The following is a 17780-nucleotide window of genomic DNA, read 5'->3' on the forward strand; positions in this document are numbered from 1 at the left end:
ACAGCATGTGCCCACCCCACCACTTCAATACGGAGATTCGAAGCGAATATTTTCGGACCTCAATCCTTAAGCAACTGATCCCGAATCGGTAATTGCCGAATCCGCTGGCCGGTAGCGGCGAAAATCGCGTTGCAAAGTGCCGGCGCGATCGGCGGTACGCCCGGCTCGCCGACGCCACCCAGCGGCATGTCGTATTCGCTGCTAGGCAATAGATGCACCCTGATTTCGCGCGGCGCATCGTCGATGCGGGTCAATTGATAGTTATGAAAATTATCCTGTTGCACGGCACCATTCTTGAAGCTGATTTCGCCCAACACGGCCAAGCTGACACCCATGATACAGGCGCCCTCTAACTGTGAACGTATCCGCTCCGGATTGACTTGCGGGCCGCAATCCACGGCGATATCGATACGAGGTATGCTGAGTTTACCTTCTTCGTCGACGGCGACTTCCGCCACCACGGCAACATAAGTGACGAAACTGTAATGCGCCGCCAAACCAAGGCCGTGGCCTTTGGGCATTTCCCGCCCCCAACCGGCATTGCCGGTTACCGCTTCAATCACCCGCCGCAACCGCCCGGTATCTACAGGGTAGATGTCCGGCGATTCGCCTTGATTCCAGCTATCGCTCAAAGCCCGCGGATCGATGCGCCGGGCCGGGCCGATTAATTCGAGTAGAAACGCCTTATGGTCGCGGCCGGCGGCGGCTGCCAGTTCCGCTACAAAAGACTGGATGGCGAATGCGTGCGGAATGTTTGACACCGAGCGAAACCAGCCGATACGGGTATGCGCTTCCGCTTCCGGGTTTTCGATGCGTACATTGGGAATGGCGTACGGCACGCTAACCACACCCATGCCCAGCTCCACAGGCATTTGGTGTTTGCTGTCCGGACCGAAGGTGGCCGAAATGCTGGGCGCCACCGTTCTATGCAGCCACGCGACTGTTTTAGCTTGGCTATCCAAGCCGGCTTCCAGGCGTTCCACGGATACGGTATGAAAGTAGGAATGGTGCAAATCGTCTTCGCGAGTCCAGGTCACTTTGACGGCTTGGCCGTGCATGGCTTGCGACAACAAGGCTGCTTCGATGACGTAATCCGGTTTGGATTTGCGACCAAACCCGCCGCCCAACAGTGTGACGTTGATGGTGACGTTATCCTCCGGCAATTTCAGCCATTTCGCCACCCGCTCGCGCGATACTTGCGGCGCTTGGGTGCAGGCCCAGACTTCGCAATGGCCTTTGACGATGCGCGCCGTGGCCGCCGGCGGTTCCATGGGCGCCTGAGCCAAATGTGGTGCGTAATATTCGGCCGCCAATGTTTTAGCGGCGGTTTTGAATGCCGCATCGATATCGCCGTCATTACGTACCACTTTACCCGGCTGGCGCGCCGCTGCTTCCATTTCGGCTTTGTATGCTACCGAATCGTAACCGGCATGCGGACCATTTTCCCATTCGATCTTCAGCGCCTTACGGCCCTGTATTGCCGCCCAGGTATTACGGGCAATCACCGCCACCCCGCCCAGCGGATTAAAATCCGCCGGTAATGGACTGCTTTTGAGCTCGACCACCTTGACCACGCCCGGCACTTTCAAGGCTTCTCCGGCATCGTAATTGGACACTTTACCGCCCAACACCATTGGCCTGGCCACCACGGCATACAGCATATCCGCCAGGCGGGTGTCGATACCGTATTGGGCTTGGCCGGTGACGATATCGTGACCGTCAACGATGCGTTGCCGGCCCTTGCCGACGTAACGAAAATTCTCGGACTTTTTGAGTCGCAAACTGTCTCTGGCCGGCACCGGCAGTTTAGCCGCCGCCTTGGCCAACTCGCCATAGCTCAACGATTTGCCGCTGGCAGGATGCAGAACCCGGTGCAATTCGGCGCGCACTTCCGTAACCGGTACTTGCCATTGCGCAGCCGCCGCAGTCTCGAGCATCTGCCGGGCTGCGGCACCTACCCGGCGCATGGGCATGAAGAAATGCCGCATGCTGCGCGAGCCGTCGGTGTCCTGATTGCCGAAACGTGCTTCGTCGCCGGGTGCTTGCACTACTTTTACATGCAGCCAGTTAGCGTCCAGCTCGTCGGCCACCACCATCGGTAAACTGGTGCGTACGCCCTGCCCCATTTCGGAACGATGGCAGACGATCGTCACCGTGCCGTCTTCGGCAATGGCCACGAACACCAGCGGATTGTCTACCCAGCCGTGCGGCATGGCGTCGGCGCCGTATTTTTTCGGTTCTTCTTCCGCCAGCGTCAATATTGGGAATCCCGCCGCCAGCACAAAACCGCTCAGCGCCATGTCTTTTAAAAAAGTACGCCGGCTGATATTGACGATACTCAGGCTATCGGCTTCTTCGCCGGATAAATCGGAAAACGCAACAGGTTGATTCATGACGGATTCTCCATGCTGGCAGCCACTTGTTTGATCGCGGCGCGAATGCGCGGATAGGTGCCGCAACGGCAAATGTTACGGCTCATGGCCTTGTCGATGTCGGTATCGGAGGGATGGGGATTGTGTTTCAGTAGTGCCGTGGCCGCCATTACCTGCCCGGGTTGACAGTAGCCGCATTGCGGCACGTCCAGATTGAGCCAGGATTCCTGAACTTTTTGCCCGGTGGCATCCTCGGCCATGGCTTCAATGGTCTGGATATTTTTATTGGCCAGCTCCGAAAGCGGTGTGACGCAAGCCAGCGCGACCTGACCATCAATGTGCACGGTACAGGCTCCGCACAATGCCATGCCGCAGCCGAACTTGGTACCGGTCAAACCCAGGCCGTCACGCAGAGCCCAAAGCAATGGGGTGTCGGGCGGTAAATCGATGCTATGGCGAATGCCGTTAATCGTCAGCGTAATCATCGGATATGCTCCTTCCAGTTATTGGGTATGCCAGACGTCCATATTTCGGCTCTAGCGTAGCTTTAATTTGAATGGTACACGGGCCATATTTTGCCGTAAAGCATTCAGGCCAAACTAGGGATGCTAGTCTCGGCTGCCGGTTGGTTTGCACTCAAACAACCGCCATGTCCGCCACGCCGAACCAAAATCATTTCCGAGACGATGGACAAGGCAATCTCCTCCGGCAGTTTTGCACCTAAGTCAAGGCCAGCCGGCGCCCGCACTCTGGCAAGCATGCTCTCGTCAAAGCCCTCTTGCCGCAATCGCTTCAATACCAATTGCGCGCGTTTGTGGCTGGAAACCATGGCGATATAGCCGGCCTGGGAATTCAACGCTTGCGTCAAGGCGTCATAATCGCCTTTATGATGCGTGGCGATCACCACATAATCGCCGGCCTGCGGTTGTAGTTGTTGATAACGACTGTCGTTAACAATCACAACGCTGGCGGCGGGAAAATGCGCCGTCTCGGCTTGCGGATCATTCACAATTACCGCAAATCCCAAGCGCTGCGCGAATTCGCATAAATTTTCCACGATGCGGCCATGCCCCATCAACCATAGCTGCGGCTTGGGTAAAAAAGGTTCGACATAAACCCGCATGCTGCCACCGCACGGCATGCCGGCCCCGAAAATTTCATCGGTCAAATCGATATCAATCACACTGGGCTCTCCGCTTTTCAGGCATTTCAAGGCTGTTTGCGACACCATGGATTGCGCACAGCCGCCGCCGATCCAACCGGTAACCACCTGCCCGGACTGATCGATCAGCGCCTTGGCCGCCGGTTTGGCGGAAGACGACCCGAGTATTTCCACGACCGTCGCCAATACGTATGGCTGGCGGGTCTGCTGCAACTCCAGTTGCAGCTCCAAGATATTCAAAGTCACCACGGTCTTCTAAAAGGTAAGGTTAAGTAAATCGGCTGGTTGGTCTATGTCTCTAAGCACACCGGCATCGTCGCCATCGATGATATGCAGCAGTTCCGGGTGCGTCTGAATCAACGCTTTGGCGCCGCTATCGCCGCTCAGCGCGGCCAATTGGTCGGCAAATCGCTCCGAAAATCCCACAGGATGTCCGCGCCGACCTTGATAACATGGCACAACAATAGCTGCACCGCCCCGTAAACAATCCGCCACTTGGCAAATAGTCGCGGGCATTACCCAGGGCATGTCCGCCAAAGCGATTAGCCAGCCGCCGCTTGCCGGGCTGGCTTGTATCGCAAAGGCCAGACTACTGCCCATGCCTTGCCGGGCGTCGGCAAAAATATGCACCTCCGCGCCTTCTGCTTGCAAGCAAGCCATCAGCGCTTCATTTTCGGGACGCACTACGGCCAGCACTTTATCCACGCCAGCCGCCAAATTACGGCAAGCGCGTGCCGCCACCAGATCGCCATTTGGCAAAGTTTGCGTCAATTTATCTTTTCCGAACCGCCGACTGGAACCGGCGGCCAACAGTATGCCGGTAATGTTGCTCATGTTTTATAGATTACGTTACGCGCTTTATAATTCAAAATCCACTTTGCTATTTTCAACCCGATGACCAGCTTTGAAAGACAACTTCCCATTCTTTACAGCTTCCGCCGCTGCCCTTATGCCATGCGGGCCCGTTTGGCCATAACCTATGCCAATACCCCGGTGGAATTGAGGGAAGTACAATTACGTAACAAGCCAGGCGCCCTGTTGACCGCATCTTCGAAAGGCACCGTACCGGTATTAGTTTTGCCATCCGGTCAAGTCGTCGACGAAAGCCTGGACATCATCCAATGGGCGATTCAGATTAACGACCCGGACGATTGGGCGTCCTGCTGGGAGTCCGCCGGTTGCCAAACCCTTATCCAACGCAATGACGGCGAATTCAAATATTATCTGGACCGTTACAAATATGCCGACCGTTATCCGGATCAGTCAATGGAATATTACCGGCAACAGGGAGAATGCTTTTTAGGCGACCTGGAACAACGGCTACAACAAAGCACTTACTTGTGCGGCCCTGGTTTCAGTATTGCGGATGCGGCGATTGCGCCTTTTATCCGCCAATTCGCTGCTGTCGAGCAAGACTGGTTTGCTCACTCTGAATACCATGCCCTGCGGCATTGGCTACGGGTTTTTCTCGATTCGACACTGTTTGCCGGCAGCATGCAACATTATCAACCCTGGACCGCCGATTCTCCACAGCAGCTGTTTGGCCGCGCTGAGTCAAATCGCAGCAATTCACCACCTAAACCGTTAAAATAGCACCCATTATTCCCCAGCCCGCGTCGTTTGGCCCCTACCAGCCAAGGCCGCTAGGCAGCAACCACTTATTCCTTTTCACTAATTCTCGTTGGAGACGTGCATGTCAGACATTGAAATTGCTCAACAGGCCAAGATGCGGCCCATTATCGATTTGGCCGGGGAAACATTCGGCATACCTGCGGAGCAGCTTGATCCTTACGGCCATTACAAAGCCAAGATTTCTCTGGAGTATGTCAACAGTCTGAAGGACAAAACCGACGGTAAGCTGATTTTGGTCACCGCTATCAGCCCCACCCCTGCCGGCGAAGGTAAAACCACCACCACGGTAGGCTTAGGCGATGCCCTTAACCGGATAGGCAAAAAAACCATCATTTGCCTGCGAGAACCGTCCTTGGGCCCTTGCTTCGGCGTCAAAGGCGGAGCAGCCGGCGGCGGTTATGCGCAAGTGGTACCGATGGAAGACATCAATCTGCATTTCACCGGCGACTTTCACGCGATTGGCGTTGCTCACAATTTATTATCGGCTTTGATCGATAATCACATCACCCATGGTAACAAGCTGGACATCGATCCCCGCCGCATCCAGTGGAAACGCGTGATCGATATGAACGACCGGGCCTTGCGGAAAATCACCGTCGGCATGGGCGGTCCGGCCAACGGTTATTTGCGAGAAGACGGTTTCGACATCGTGGTGGCGTCGGAAGTAATGGCGATTCTGTGTCTGGCCACCAGCCGCGCGGATTTAAAGGAACGCTTGGGCCGCATCGTAATCGGCTACAAGTCCGATAAAGTCACGCCGGTTTACGCCCGCGATTTAAAAGCCCACGGCGCCATGGCGGCAATTTTGAAAGACGCCATTAAACCAAACCTGGTGCAGACCCTGGAGAACAATCTCGCCATCATTCACGGCGGCCCGTTCGCCAATATCGCCCACGGTTGCAATACCGTCACCGCCACCAAGACGGCGCTGAAGTTGGCCGATTATGCTGTTACGGAAGCCGGTTTCGGTGCGGATTTGGGCGCGGAAAAATTCATCGATATCAAGTGCCGTATGTCCGGTCTGAAACCATCGGCGGTAGTTTTGGTTGCCACGGTACGGGCAGTGAAATTCCATGGCGGCGTAGCCAAGGACGACTTGAATCAGGAAAACCTGGCGGCAGTGGAAAATGGATTTGCTAATCTAGAACGGCATTTGAGTAATATCCAGAACCACTTTGGTCTGCCTTGCGTGGTCGGCATCAACCATTTCAGTTTCGATACCGACGCCGAAATTAATTTATTGAAACAAAAATGCGAAGCGCTGGGCGCTAAATGCGTGGTCGCAAAACACTGGGCCCACGGCGGTGCCGGTGCCGAGGATTTGGCCCGCGAGGTATTAAATATCGTCGACCGGCGCGAGCCAGCGTTTAGCTTTGTCTACGACGCGGAATTGCCGCTGTGGAATAAAATCGAAGCCATCGCCACCAAACTGTACGGTGCCGGCAGTGTTAGCGCCAGCCCCAAGGTTATGTCTGAAATCAAAGCCTTACAGTCAAACTACGGCAACTTCCCGATCTGCATGGCCAAGACCCAAATGTCGTTTACGACCAACCCCAACGCTAAAGGCGCACCGTCGGGACACAATGTGGAAATCAGCGAAGTGCGACTGGCTAATGGTGCCGGCTTTATCGTCGCCATTGCCGGCGATATGATGACCATGCCGGGCCTGCCGAAAATTCCGGCCGCGGAACGCATCGACATTAGCGATGAGGGCGTGATAAGCGGTTTGTTTTAGTATTTAAAAGACCGGTAAACGCATCTAAAAGCCGAAGCAAATGCTTCGGCTTTTTTTATTTTCGGCATATATTGATCTTACCGAGCCCGGAAAAAAATTCCGCTGCAATAAAAATTGCCCGCAAGAGTGCATCATAGCGACTTAATAAACGAGCGAATAAAACTGACTTCTGAAATTTGAGGGTTTATCGATGCGGCCACTGTGGTATGTTGCGCCTTATATGTTTCATATAACAGGTCGACATCGTGCGGCGTCAGGTAGGCGTATGCGCCATATCCTTTCAAATATAAAAACTCATGATGTATTTGTTCAAAGAAATTGATTCTTTGACTGACTGCTTGATCTTCTAACATGATTTTTCTCCTTGTAATTAGACTAAGCAGCATTGTCTACTTTTAGAAAAAGTTTTCTGTGATTTGGAATTCAATACTCGCCATTTTATTAAGTACGCTAGCTGATGGCCGTCACATTTTGACTAATTATATCGGTAGTTTGAAACCTTTCACCCAACGGATGCCGATTCATAGTCTTCATCGTAATTCAGATTACGGCATCACATTGTAGTCCGGCCACCCTCCAATCATGCAAAACCGTCGTTTCCGGACATAGCAAAGCCGTGTCAAAAACTGCCTTGACAACTACCTAAAGGTAAACGCCGAACGATAAACCGGCACACAAAGCCGATTTAAATGTTAGCGGTGAAGCACGGCTCCTATCCGAACGTATAGCCTGCCATAGGTTTATGCATAATTTGCAATTTTAGACATTAACAATAAACCGGTTAACGCTTGTTGAAATAGATGGCCGTGTTATTCCAAAATTGACGAAAACCGGTCAAGCCAAATTTTCCGCCAACTTGCTCTCAAGTAATTGCTGATAATGGCGTTTTAGAACAGAGTCTTGCGGAAGTTCAATTTTCGGTGACGCTAAAATCGCGGCATCTGAGGCAGTCGCTTCAACCGGTTCGACCTCTGTCGTTTTCTTGACCCGCTTAGTTGGCGCGAACGTAGCGACTAAGGCGCTTTCAACGTGCCGGCGCAATACCGAATCGGTCGGATAAGGATGGGTAATAGCTTGCCGCTCGGCAACTCGTTGCGCCAAATAGTGGCGTTTAAGCACGGAATCTTCAGGAGCTTGATTAGTACTGGCTCGTAAGGATGAGACTGACTCAACCCCGACAGATGCCACTGTCGACTCCGAAAGCGCCAGAACCGCCTCGCTTGCCTCCGGCGCGGAATCAACCTGTTCAACTACAGCGATTTTCGCGGAGCCGGTTTCCGCAGTTGCTTGCTGGTCGTGGCTTCTTTTGACCAATGGCACACCACGACTGGGAAATATTTCAATATCCTGGGGAATGTCCGGATTTAACAATTTTGTTTTTACCCAAAAATACCCGCCGCCGATAACCCCGAGCCCTATCACTAAATCAAACAATACATCCATACTCTTCCCTCTCTCGATTAAATTTTTATACAACCAGAACTCTTGGTTGAGAACCCTGACAGTCTTTTACTGGTTATGGCATCCAAACCATAGGTTTGACGCTTTTTGTTTCCTTATACTTAACAAACAATGTCATTTACCGGGCATTGTTACCGCAATAAAACAAGTCTATATTGTAAACCTCTTCATTTCGCGAGTATTGTACAAATGAACAGTCTATCTAAACACTTATTAACAGGCTTGTTATTTGCCGCGGGCATATACGGCGTTGTGAACGGCGAATTTATTATTTCATCGGCGTTATTTGCCATTACCACCTACACCAGCAGCATTAAAAACCAAAAAAGCTAATTCATGGAGACGGGTGGTATTGAATAGCGAAATCTACCCTGACATAGTATCCGCCTGCTTGACCTAATTTCGGCCTGCAAAAAGCCGGATCTTGCCGCCCATTGCCTGAAAATCACAGCTCATCTTCCAATAGTCGTTTAATCGCCCTCGCCAGCTATAAGCTTTACAGCGTCATATCAAAAGCGACAAGCATTCATGGATGTGTCTCGCCCCAATCCAGCGGACAACTGCACATCACATGTCTGTCACCAAAGACATTATCGATGCGACCCACGGGCGGCCAATATTTGTCGTCATGCTGTTCATTGTCGGGAAAAAAGGCTTTTTGCTTGGAATAAGGCAGCAACCATTCATCCAGTAATAAACGATGGGTATGTGGAGCATTGCGCAGCACATTGTTTTCCCGTTCGGACAAAGCGTTTTCAATCTCGCTAATTTCCTGGCGTATCTGGATCATGGCGCCACAAAAACGGTCAATTTCGGTTTTATTTTCGCTTTCGGTCGGCTCTATCATCAACGTATCCGGTACTGGGAACGATACGGTCGGTGCATGAAAACCGTAATCGACCAAGCGCTTGGCGATATCTTCCACGGTGATATTGGCAGTTTTCTTAAAATCATGGCAGTCGATGATGCATTCGTGAGCTATCCAGCCGTTGGCATCCGTGTAGAGAATTGGATAATGCGGCGCCAGCTTCCGGGCGACGTAATTGGCATTTAGGATGGCGGCCAGTGTGGCTCGCTTCAATCCCGCCGCGCCCATCATGGCGATATAGGCCCAGGAAATGGTCAATATGCTGGCCGAACCCCACGGCGCGGCTGAGACGGTACCTACCGTACCGTGTACGCTCTTAGCTGGATTGACGCCTTCCACTACCGGATGATCAGGCAGATAAGGCGCCAGATGCGAGCGTACCCCAATCGGGCCGACGCCGGGTCCACCACCACCATGCGGAATGCAAAAAGTTTTATGTAGATTCAGGTGCGCGACGTCGGCACCAATGCGGCCCGGCCTGCTCAGCCCGACCAAAGCGTTAAAGTTAGCTCCGTCCAGATAGACCTGGCCACCGTGTTGATGGACGATATCGCAAATCTCCCGGAATGCTTGTTCATACACGCCATGCGTGGATGGATAGGTAATCATTAAGGCCGCTAGCGTTTCCCGATATAAGCTGACTTTGGCGCGCAAGTCATCGACACTGACATTGCCGTTGGCATCGCAAGCCACCACCACCACTTTCAAGCCCGCCAATACCGCGCTGGCCGGATTGGTACCATGTGCCGAGGCAGGAATTAAACAGACATCCCGCTGGCTCTGTCCATTGACTTGATGATATTTCCGAATCACCAGCAATCCGGTGTATTCGCCTTGCGAACCGGCATTGGGTTGCAGCGAAAAGGCATCGAAACCGGTTAAGTCGCACAACATGTCTTCCAGCTCGGCAAACAACTGCTGGTAACCCTGAGCTTGGTATAAGGGCACAAAGGGGTGCATGGCATTGAATTCGTAAAACGAAATGGCCTGCATCTCGGTGGCCGCATTCAGTTTCATGGTACAGGAACCCAATGGAATCATGGACCTGTCCAGCGCAATATCGCGCCGAGCCAGTTTGCGCATGTAACGCATTATCTCGGTTTCGGAATGATATCGACTAAACACCGGGTTTTGCAGAATTTCATCGTCGCGCAGCCAGTCGTCCGGGATACATTCGGCAACCACTTTATCCAGCGCGTTGATATCCGGCATTTCATAACCGGGTGCTGAAAACACCTGCCATACTGCCCGGATATCGTTACGGGTGGTGGTTTCGTCTAGCGAAATGCCGATGTGGTCGGCGTCGATAACTCGTAAGTTGATACCCGCCTCTACCGCTCGCGCCGCGATACGTTTGGCACGATTTGGGGTTCCGACCAACAAGGTATCGAAATAACATTGACTGACGACCTGGTGGCCGTATTGAGTGATACCGGCCGCCAAAATTTGCGCATAACGATGCACCCGCCCGGCGATCATGCGCAAGCCGTCGGCACCGTGGTACACCGCATAAAAGCCGGCAATCACCGCCAGCAATACTTGTGAAGTACAGATATTGCTAGTGGCTTTGTCGCGGCGAATATGTTGTTCGCGGGTTTGCAAGGCCATCCGCAAGGCGATTTGGCCGTGGCTGTCTTTGGATACGCCGATGATACGGCCCGGCATGGAGCGCTTGAATTCGTCTCGGGTAGCAAAAAACGCCGCATGCGGTCCACCGTAGCCCATAGGCACACCGAAGCGTTGCGCACTACCCACCACGATATCAGCACCAAAGCTTGCCGGCGACTTCAATAGCACCAGACTCAACAAATCCGCGGCCACCGTTACCAACGCCTGTTTACGATGCGCGGCGGCAACGGCGCTACCGAGATCGCGAATTTCACCGCTAGTGCCCGGATATTGCAGAATCAAGGCGAAAAAATCGTACCGATCCAAATCGGCATATGGATCGACCACTTGCACCGTGTAACCCAACGAGCCCGCCCGGGTTTGCACGACGGCAATGGTTTGCGGATGGCAGTCCCTATCGATCAGCACAGTATTGGACGTGCCTTTGGCGACCCGGCGTGATAACGTCATGGCTTCCGCAACCGCGGTCGCTTCATCCAACAAGGAGGCATTGGCCAACTCCATGCCGGTCAAATCGATGATCATCTGCTGGAAATTCAACAGGGCTTCCAACCTGCCTTGACTGACTTCGGCCTGATACGGCGTGTATGCCGTATACCAACCCGGATTTTCCAGCACATTGCGTTTAATCACCGCCGGCATAATGGTGTCGTAATAGCCCATGCCTATCATCGACACCAAGACTTTATTGCGTTCGCGCATGTTACGCAGGTACTTGATCACGGCCCGCTCGCTGATGGTTTCGGTCAGTTTCAGCGGTTCATGATTCAAGATATTGGCCGGAATAATTTTTTCCACCAAATCATCGAGCTCGGTTAAACCCAATGCGGCCAACATAGTTTCAATTTGCTGTTGATCGGGGCCGATGTGGCGCGGAATAAAACTGCCGCGCATTTCCAGTTGTTCAAGACGGGGGGCTTTAGATGACATGGCAATTACCGGTGATAGCGGTGGGGAACAAAGGGTAAACGGCTGACAGTGACGGCTATTGGTTTTCCTCGCACTGCCGCGAATAAATGAGTACCAATAGCGGCACGGTCGGTTTGGATTAAGGCCATTGCTACGGGTCTTTGTAACGATGGTGAAAAACTGCCGCTGGTGACGATTCCCACCGGATGATCTTGATCGTCCGTAATTACACAGCCTTCTCTAACTGGAATTTTAGCCTCTACCCGCAAACCAACCCGCAACCGTTGCAAGCCATTTGCTAATTCATTGAGGATATATTCCGCGCCGGGAAAGTCCGCATGGCTTTTTTTAAACAGCCATTTCAAACCTGCTTGCAAGGGCGAAATAGTTTCACTTAATTCATGCCCGTATAGACACAACCCCGCTTCCAGACGCAAGGTATCCCGAGCGCCTAAACCGATAGGCGCTACACCCGGTTCGGCCAACAGCAGCCGGGCAATAGCCTCGGCATGTGATTGATGGACGGAAATTTCAAACCCGTCTTCGCCCGTATAACCGCTGCGGCTCACCCAACATTCAATGCCATTGATACGGGCCCGGCATGTTTGCATAAATCCTAAAGCGACTGCTTCGGCGCAAAACCGACCCATTACAACTGCGGCATCAGGGCCTTGCAAGGCTAATAGAGCCAATTCAGGACAAGTCTGCAAGATGCAGTCTTTGGGTAGTTGCTGGTTGAGATAAGCATAATCCTTGTCTTTACAGCCGGCATTCACTATCAGGCTCAGGCCCCGATCGATACGGGCCACCATGATGTCATCTATTACCCCGCCTGCCGGATGGGTCAAGACCGTATACTTTTGCGCTCCCATGGCCAGATCCACAATACCGCCGGGCGTGAGGTTTTCCAAGGCGTCCGCGGCCTTGTCACCCAAAATCCGGCATTGGCCCATGTGGGAAATATCGAATAAACCGGCCCGACTGCGACAATGCAAATGTTCACGTATGATGCCGTTGCTATATTGCACCGGCATGGTATAACCGGCAAAGGCGGTCATTTTGGCGCCGAGCTCCCGGTGCAAGCTATACAGCGGCGTTTGATTCAAATCCGACACACTTTCCTCCTTCATATGGCGCGTAGCAACACATGGATTATTCTATAACAAAGAAGCTGCATCCAACTGATCGCCGGATTACAATCCATTTTGCCGATTTAGCAAACCAGAAAACTCAACAGAAGCAACCGGCCTGGAAAACAAAAATCCTTGACCATAATCGCAGCCGGCTCTGACTAACAACTCGTACTGTTCGCCAGTTTCAATGCCCTCGGCTATCACTTTGATGCCTAACTTATGCGCCATAATAATGATCGCTTCACATAGCGCCATATCGCTTGATTCGGCTTGCAAGTGACTGACAAACGATTGATCGATTTTCAGATAATCGATATGGAATTTTTTCAGGTAAGCCAACGAAGAATAACCGGTCCCAAAGTCATCCAACGCCACTTGTATGCCGCCATCCTGAAACGTTTGCAGGTGCTCACTGACCTGATGAGTGGCGTCCAGCAGTAAACCTTCGGTTATTTCCACCACAATACTTTGCCCGGGTAAACCAAGCTGCTGTAAATACTGTAACCAGTGTTTCCGATCATAATTCGTCTTACTGAATTGCACAGGTGATTTATTGACACTGATTTGAAACAAGGGGTCGAATTGCTTGCGCCAAACGTCGACTTGCCGGGCGGCAGTGCGAAATACCCAGTCACCGATCTCAACGATCATCCCGGTTTCCTCCGCCAAAGGAATAAACTGCGAGGGACTCACCGAACCCAATGCGGGATGATCCCAACGTAACAATGCCTCAGCTTTGCAGATTTTTTGCGAAACCAGATCAACAATAGGCTGGTAATAAACCGTCAACTGTTGTTTATCGAGTGCACCGTGCAGTTCATTCAGCAACCGCATGCGATTTTGCGCGCGGTGCTGCATGTCTTTGGTAAAAAAACTGAAACAATCGCGCCCCATTTTTTTTGCCACGTACATGGCCTGATCGGCGTTTTTCAATAATTCTTCGCTTTTTTTGGCATCGTCGGGATAAATCGCAATGCCGATGCTGGCCGAAAGATATACCGTGTCATTGGCCAGATTAAACGGATTGGACAGACAGGCTAGAATGCTTTGCGCCAGCGGTTCGATGCAATCATTGTTATCCATCGCCCCCACGATAACGGTAAATTCATCTCCTCCCAACCGGGACAAGGTAAAACGTTCACTCACCACCCCCCGTAAACGCCGGCCGGCTTCCCGCAATAAAATATCGCCCATAAAGTGACCCAAGGTGTCGTTGACATCCTTAAACCGATCAAGGTCGATAAACATCAATGCCATACGTTGATCGTTTTTACGTGCTTTGGCCATTTCCTGTGCCAGCGTATCTAAAAACAGGGTGCGATTGGGCAGCTCGGTTAAGGGATCGAGGTGGGCTTGTTTCCAAATTACCTGCATGGTTTCAACCTGGTCGGTAATGTCCTGCAAAATCATTACCTGATGGCCGACCAATTTATCGCCCAAAAGCGCGACATTCATCAAAATAGTCCGTTTACCGCCATCCTTGCAAATCACATCAAGCTCCATGGGCAATAAAGAGTCCTTGCTGGAAAAGGCCTGCTCGATATGGCGTTGCCAATAATCGATGCAACGCTGCCGGTACTCGTGGTCAGGAAAGGCACTTTCCCACCAATCTTGAAGGTAAATTAAGTCGGCTTCGGTGTATCCGAATGTAGCTATAAAGGCTCTATTCAAATACCGGATGCGTCGCTGTTCATCATAAAGAAGATAGCCGACTGGCGATTCGTTGATAATGGCATGAAATTTAGCTTCACTGGCTTTTAAGGCCTGATTACTCTGATACACGCGCTGATAGGGCAACGCGACGCTGTTCATAAACACCGCTTTATAAACTAAACCGTATGCAACGATTTTATAAATGTGTCCTAAAAAATTGAATACATCGGCGACATCGGCATACAAAGTAAAAAATACTTCGCTCATGGCCATGATTGCCGCGGCCCCGAACAAGCCGGCAACATCGTACACATGCTGTGTATCGGCTTTCCGATAAAAACGAAATGCCAGCAGTAAATACACTAACGCTAATACGTATTCGCAGTTCTTTTTGAATTCCGTTAGCCCCAGTCCGGCAATAAAGGTGCGAGGCATCCATGCCTGATGCCACAACACAATCCAGCCGAATAAACCGACCATCAGCAAAATCACCCCAAGAATCAACCAACGATTCCAGGCATGAGTTAATGACCGGTTAGGCAAAAACGCCACGCTCGACATTGCAACGGCAGCGAATCCCCTGGCCATCAACCAGAAATTGATGGCTTTTTCGGGACTGTTCATGGTGATCAAATCCGGCATTCCCGCATAGGATAAGGTGTGCATCAAATCAAGCATGGCCACGCCTAAAAAACAGCAGGCCAGCAGCATCAAATTAGCGGAATCTTCTTTCTGATAGACGACCCACCCGGTAAAAAATACCAAGGCCGAAATCACAATAGCCAATACTTCGAGAGCGGTATGTAGCGGTACGTAATTTGCCAAACCCTGTAGCGCATAAAGCGGCGGCGAAAACACGCTCGCTATTTGAACGAGCAGTAATATAACCAGCAGCCGCAGTACCGATGTCAATCCTAACGGATTATTCAAATGGCTATCGGGCATAAGATTACGCTTAACCGACTATTACGTTCAGCTCGGCGCGCCGAGACTGTAAATTCTCTGACCTACTTAGCCTACCCGCATCCGACAGCAATAGCCTGACTTGCATGATCCTACCCGCATCCAGTTGGGCCGTTCGACAATGTTGACGACAAAGAGCGCCTCTAAAACCCAGATAATCCGCCTGCAAGGGGAGCAGTCCGGGTATATCGGCTTGAGTCAGCGACCCTGCCAGCCCCGTCAATAAACCCGCCGCTTTACCAAACCCCACAAACTGGGCCAATTCGGATAACGTCATCAACTGCGTCAATGAACCCAGGTTTTTATCCATGGTATCCAGCATAACGCCGGCGAAACCCGCTGACCGTAACGCATGAATCGTGGCCATATCGGGCCGAGTATCGGCAAATAACACCGCAATCAAGCGATGCTTTTGCGCCAAAGTGACAAGTCCATCCATGCAAGCTTGCCAGTCGCCGCCAGGGAAAAAGCCGATTTTGACATAGTCGACGCCCGTGCCAGCCATCGCTTGCACTGCAGCAACCAACAAATCGGCCTGCATAGGTAAATCACCCACCGTGGCACTGATAACATTTCGACCGCTCAAGCGGGAGACGATTGCCGCGACCTCGGACACAGGCAATGCTCCTAATGCCCCTTGGGTGGGTTGTTTCAAATCGACTATATCGACACTAAACGTCTGCATCAGCAACGCCTCGTCCAGATTGCTGACGCTGGCCAACATGCCATTCATGACGCCACCGTTCCTTGTTTATGCTCCTCCATGGCCTGCATTAACCAGCCCCAGGCTTCGAGTTCACGGTCGCCGGCACATTTATCCACTGCTATCCGTAGATAGGCCAGTTCGGTTTGAATTTTCCGCCACGGCAGCCTATCGAGGCGACTGAGCAAAATCGCCGCTTCCAGAACCGCGAACTGGGCTCGATTGAAACCTTGAAAGGGTCTATGTGCGTGCATATAGTCAGCAGTACAAACCAGTCTGGGACGAATGGGGTCGTCTTCCAATTGGCGCATGGATAATTCGATATGGGTCAGCGTATCGGCAAGATAATACCCTGAAATGCTTTTGCAGGGTTTTAACCCCCAATCCCGCCGCCCGGTAAGACAACCGGCAAATATTCGCACATCATCACAATGATTCAGGACCGCATGGCCCGTTGCCAAGATATTATTTAAGGTAACGGAAGGTTTGAATGGCAGAATAACGAAGTTATCCGCCTCCACATGAACACCCATGGGTGCAATATGTACTGTACCTAATGCGCTTATGCTGGTTACTATGGTTTCTTGTATCATCTAAAAACGGTAAACTCGAAAATATTTCTTTAATCACAAACTATCAGAATACCACTACATGCACTCCGTCAACATCTGCGATTTGGCTATTTTGCTTATCGAACCTTCAAATACCCAGCTCAAGGTCATTCTGCAGCATTTGCTTAACGAGGGCGTCGCTAATATAGAGGGGGTAGTCAGCGGTAAGGATGCTATCAATAGTCTACAACACCACCGCCCTGATTTAATTATCAGCAGTCTTTACTTGCCCGACATGACCGCTATTGAATTGATCGGGCAAATTAAACACGATGAATCCTTGAGCCAAATTCCGTTCATGCTGATCTCCAGCGAATCCAGCTTTCAGATTTTGGATGCCATTCGCCAGGCCGGTGTTGTCGCCATTCTGCCCAAGCCGTTTGCCCATCAGGATTTAAAAAACGCCTTGCGGGCGACCATTGAATACATCGACCCTCAGGAAATCGATCTGGAACATTACGACATTAGAAATGTACGGGTATTGGTGGTCGACGACAGTAATTTAGCCAGAAAGCATATTTGCCGGGTATTGAACAATATGGGTATTCAACAGATTACCCAAGCTGTAGATGGTCAAAAAGGCGCCGAGTTATTCGCCCGGGATCAGGATGCCTTTGACTTGATTGTCACCGATTTGAATATGCCGATTATGGATGGTCAGGCCATGATCCAATATATTCGCAAGGATTTGGACAATGCTATTATTCCGATCCTGATGGTAACCAGCGAAGACAATGAAACCCGCTTGAGTAACGTTTACAAAGCGGGAGTTTCCGGGATTTGCGATAAGCCGTTCGATCCACAGACCGTCAAGGAAATGTTATTTCGGGTATTCGAGGCGGATTAGATAACCCAATAGTTTATAAAATTATGCCCTTATGAAGCCACGCGGAACCGACAACATAAAAAAGGGAAGGTTTCAAACCTTCCCTCAAAAAGTATAAGCGGT

At 51.5% G+C, this 17780-nt stretch carries 15 protein-coding genes; 4 read left to right on the plus strand and 11 right to left on the minus strand.

The features are described 5' to 3' along the window. Nucleotides 1-59: 59 nt before the first annotated feature. The 4 genes from M0R33_RS00485 to M0R33_RS00500 form a co-directional block, all read right to left on the minus strand. Nucleotides 60-2393 (minus strand): xanthine dehydrogenase family protein molybdopterin-binding subunit, encoded by a 2334-nt coding sequence (locus M0R33_RS00485; protein ID WP_292563431.1) that lies wholly within the window; start codon nucleotides 2391-2393, stop codon nucleotides 60-62. Further along, complete coding sequence (locus M0R33_RS00490) at nucleotides 2390-2857, minus strand: (2Fe-2S)-binding protein (protein ID WP_292563434.1); 468 nt, start codon at nucleotides 2855-2857, stop codon at nucleotides 2390-2392. Before M0R33_RS00490 ends, M0R33_RS00485 begins: the two co-directional genes overlap by 4 nt. Nucleotides 2858-2961: 104 nt before the next feature. Further along, nucleotides 2962-3780, minus strand: coding sequence for an XdhC family protein (locus M0R33_RS00495; RefSeq protein WP_292563437.1), 819 nt, complete (start codon nucleotides 3778-3780; stop codon nucleotides 2962-2964). A gap of 9 nt (nucleotides 3781-3789) precedes the next feature. Next, the gene (locus tag M0R33_RS00500; protein WP_292563440.1) at nucleotides 3790-4368 is read right to left on the minus strand and encodes a nucleotidyltransferase family protein; all 579 of its coding nucleotides are present in this window, start codon (nucleotides 4366-4368) and stop codon (nucleotides 3790-3792) included. 60 nt (nucleotides 4369-4428) lie between these two features. Here M0R33_RS00500 and M0R33_RS00505 point away from each other — a divergent pair, with 60 nt between their 5' ends. Both M0R33_RS00505 and M0R33_RS00510 read left to right on the plus strand, forming a co-directional pair. Beyond that, nucleotides 4429-5127 carry a glutathione S-transferase gene (locus M0R33_RS00505; protein ID WP_292563443.1) on the plus strand — a complete coding sequence of 233 codons (699 nt, stop codon included), beginning with the start codon at nucleotides 4429-4431 and terminating at the stop codon, nucleotides 5125-5127. A 100-nt stretch (nucleotides 5128-5227) separates the two neighbouring features. Next, nucleotides 5228-6901: a formate--tetrahydrofolate ligase gene (locus M0R33_RS00510; RefSeq protein WP_292563447.1), complete on the plus strand. Its 1674-nt coding sequence runs from the start codon at nucleotides 5228-5230 to the stop codon at nucleotides 6899-6901. A gap of 131 nt (nucleotides 6902-7032) precedes the next feature. On the opposite strand, the gene M0R33_RS00515 is transcribed toward M0R33_RS00510, so the two are convergent. Next, nucleotides 7033-7254 (minus strand): hypothetical protein, encoded by a 222-nt coding sequence (locus M0R33_RS00515; RefSeq protein WP_292563449.1) that lies wholly within the window; start codon nucleotides 7252-7254, stop codon nucleotides 7033-7035. A 481-nt stretch (nucleotides 7255-7735) separates the two neighbouring features. Continuing rightward, entirely contained in the window at nucleotides 7736-8344 is a 609-nt protein-coding gene (locus M0R33_RS00520) for a hypothetical protein (RefSeq protein ID WP_292563451.1), read from the minus strand. 207 nt (nucleotides 8345-8551) lie between these two features. On the opposite strand from M0R33_RS00520, the gene M0R33_RS00525 reads away from it, so the two are divergent. After that, nucleotides 8552-8695, plus strand: coding sequence for a hypothetical protein (locus M0R33_RS00525; protein ID WP_292563454.1), 144 nt, complete (start codon nucleotides 8552-8554; stop codon nucleotides 8693-8695). 193 nt (nucleotides 8696-8888) lie between these two features. Here M0R33_RS00525 and gcvP read toward each other — a convergent pair whose 3' ends face one another. From gcvP to M0R33_RS00550, 5 genes are all read right to left on the minus strand, one after another. Then, a complete protein-coding gene (gcvP, locus tag M0R33_RS00530) occupies nucleotides 8889-11789 on the minus strand; it encodes an aminomethyl-transferring glycine dehydrogenase (RefSeq protein WP_292563456.1) in 2901 nt (966 codons plus the stop codon). Nucleotides 11790-11794: 5 nt separating this feature from the next. Next, nucleotides 11795-12883, minus strand: coding sequence for a glycine cleavage system aminomethyltransferase GcvT (gene gcvT / locus M0R33_RS00535; RefSeq protein WP_292563460.1), 1089 nt, complete (start codon nucleotides 12881-12883; stop codon nucleotides 11795-11797). Between the two features lie 78 nt (nucleotides 12884-12961). Then, entirely contained in the window at nucleotides 12962-15499 is a 2538-nt protein-coding gene (locus tag M0R33_RS00540) for an EAL domain-containing protein (protein WP_292563463.1), read from the minus strand. Between the two features lie 10 nt (nucleotides 15500-15509). Beyond that, a complete protein-coding gene (locus tag M0R33_RS00545) occupies nucleotides 15510-16250 on the minus strand; it encodes a (5-formylfuran-3-yl)methyl phosphate synthase (protein ID WP_292563467.1) in 741 nt (246 codons plus the stop codon). Continuing rightward, nucleotides 16247-16813, minus strand: coding sequence for a DUF447 domain-containing protein (locus M0R33_RS00550; protein WP_292563470.1), 567 nt, complete (start codon nucleotides 16811-16813; stop codon nucleotides 16247-16249). Before M0R33_RS00550 ends, M0R33_RS00545 begins: the two co-directional genes overlap by 4 nt. Nucleotides 16814-16871: 58 nt before the next feature. On the opposite strand from M0R33_RS00550, the gene M0R33_RS00555 reads away from it, so the two are divergent. Continuing rightward, complete coding sequence (locus M0R33_RS00555) at nucleotides 16872-17678, plus strand: response regulator (protein ID WP_292563472.1); 807 nt, start codon at nucleotides 16872-16874, stop codon at nucleotides 17676-17678. The last annotated feature ends 102 nt before the right edge of the window (nucleotides 17679-17780 follow it).

The organism is Methylomonas sp. (assembly GCF_023228165.1).
GTDB lineage: Bacteria > Pseudomonadota > Gammaproteobacteria > Methylococcales > Methylomonadaceae > Methylomonas.

Excerpts from the sequence above, each read along its gene's own strand:
- M0R33_RS00485 (WP_292563431.1), bottom strand. The coding sequence starts at position 2,393 with ATGAATCAACCTGTTGCGTTTTCCGATTTATCCGGCGAAGAAGCCGAT.
- M0R33_RS00490 (WP_292563434.1), bottom strand. The coding sequence starts at position 2,857 with ATGATTACGCTGACGATTAACGGCATTCGCCATAGCATCGATTTACCG.
- M0R33_RS00500 (WP_292563440.1), bottom strand. The coding sequence starts at position 4,368 with ATGAGCAACATTACCGGCATACTGTTGGCCGCCGGTTCCAGTCGGCGG.
- M0R33_RS00505 (WP_292563443.1), top strand. The coding sequence starts at position 4,429 with ATGACCAGCTTTGAAAGACAACTTCCCATTCTTTACAGCTTCCGCCGC.
- M0R33_RS00510 (WP_292563447.1), top strand. The coding sequence starts at position 5,228 with ATGTCAGACATTGAAATTGCTCAACAGGCCAAGATGCGGCCCATTATC.
- M0R33_RS00515 (WP_292563449.1), bottom strand. The coding sequence starts at position 7,254 with ATGTTAGAAGATCAAGCAGTCAGTCAAAGAATCAATTTCTTTGAACAA.
- M0R33_RS00520 (WP_292563451.1), bottom strand. The coding sequence starts at position 8,344 with ATGGATGTATTGTTTGATTTAGTGATAGGGCTCGGGGTTATCGGCGGC.
- M0R33_RS00525 (WP_292563454.1), top strand. The coding sequence starts at position 8,552 with ATGAACAGTCTATCTAAACACTTATTAACAGGCTTGTTATTTGCCGCG.
- gcvP (WP_292563456.1), bottom strand. The coding sequence starts at position 11,789 with ATGTCATCTAAAGCCCCCCGTCTTGAACAACTGGAAATGCGCGGCAGT.
- M0R33_RS00540 (WP_292563463.1), bottom strand. The coding sequence starts at position 15,499 with ATGCCCGATAGCCATTTGAATAATCCGTTAGGATTGACATCGGTACTG.
- M0R33_RS00545 (WP_292563467.1), bottom strand. The coding sequence starts at position 16,250 with ATGAATGGCATGTTGGCCAGCGTCAGCAATCTGGACGAGGCGTTGCTG.
- M0R33_RS00550 (WP_292563470.1), bottom strand. The coding sequence starts at position 16,813 with ATGATACAAGAAACCATAGTAACCAGCATAAGCGCATTAGGTACAGTA.
- M0R33_RS00555 (WP_292563472.1), top strand. The coding sequence starts at position 16,872 with ATGCACTCCGTCAACATCTGCGATTTGGCTATTTTGCTTATCGAACCT.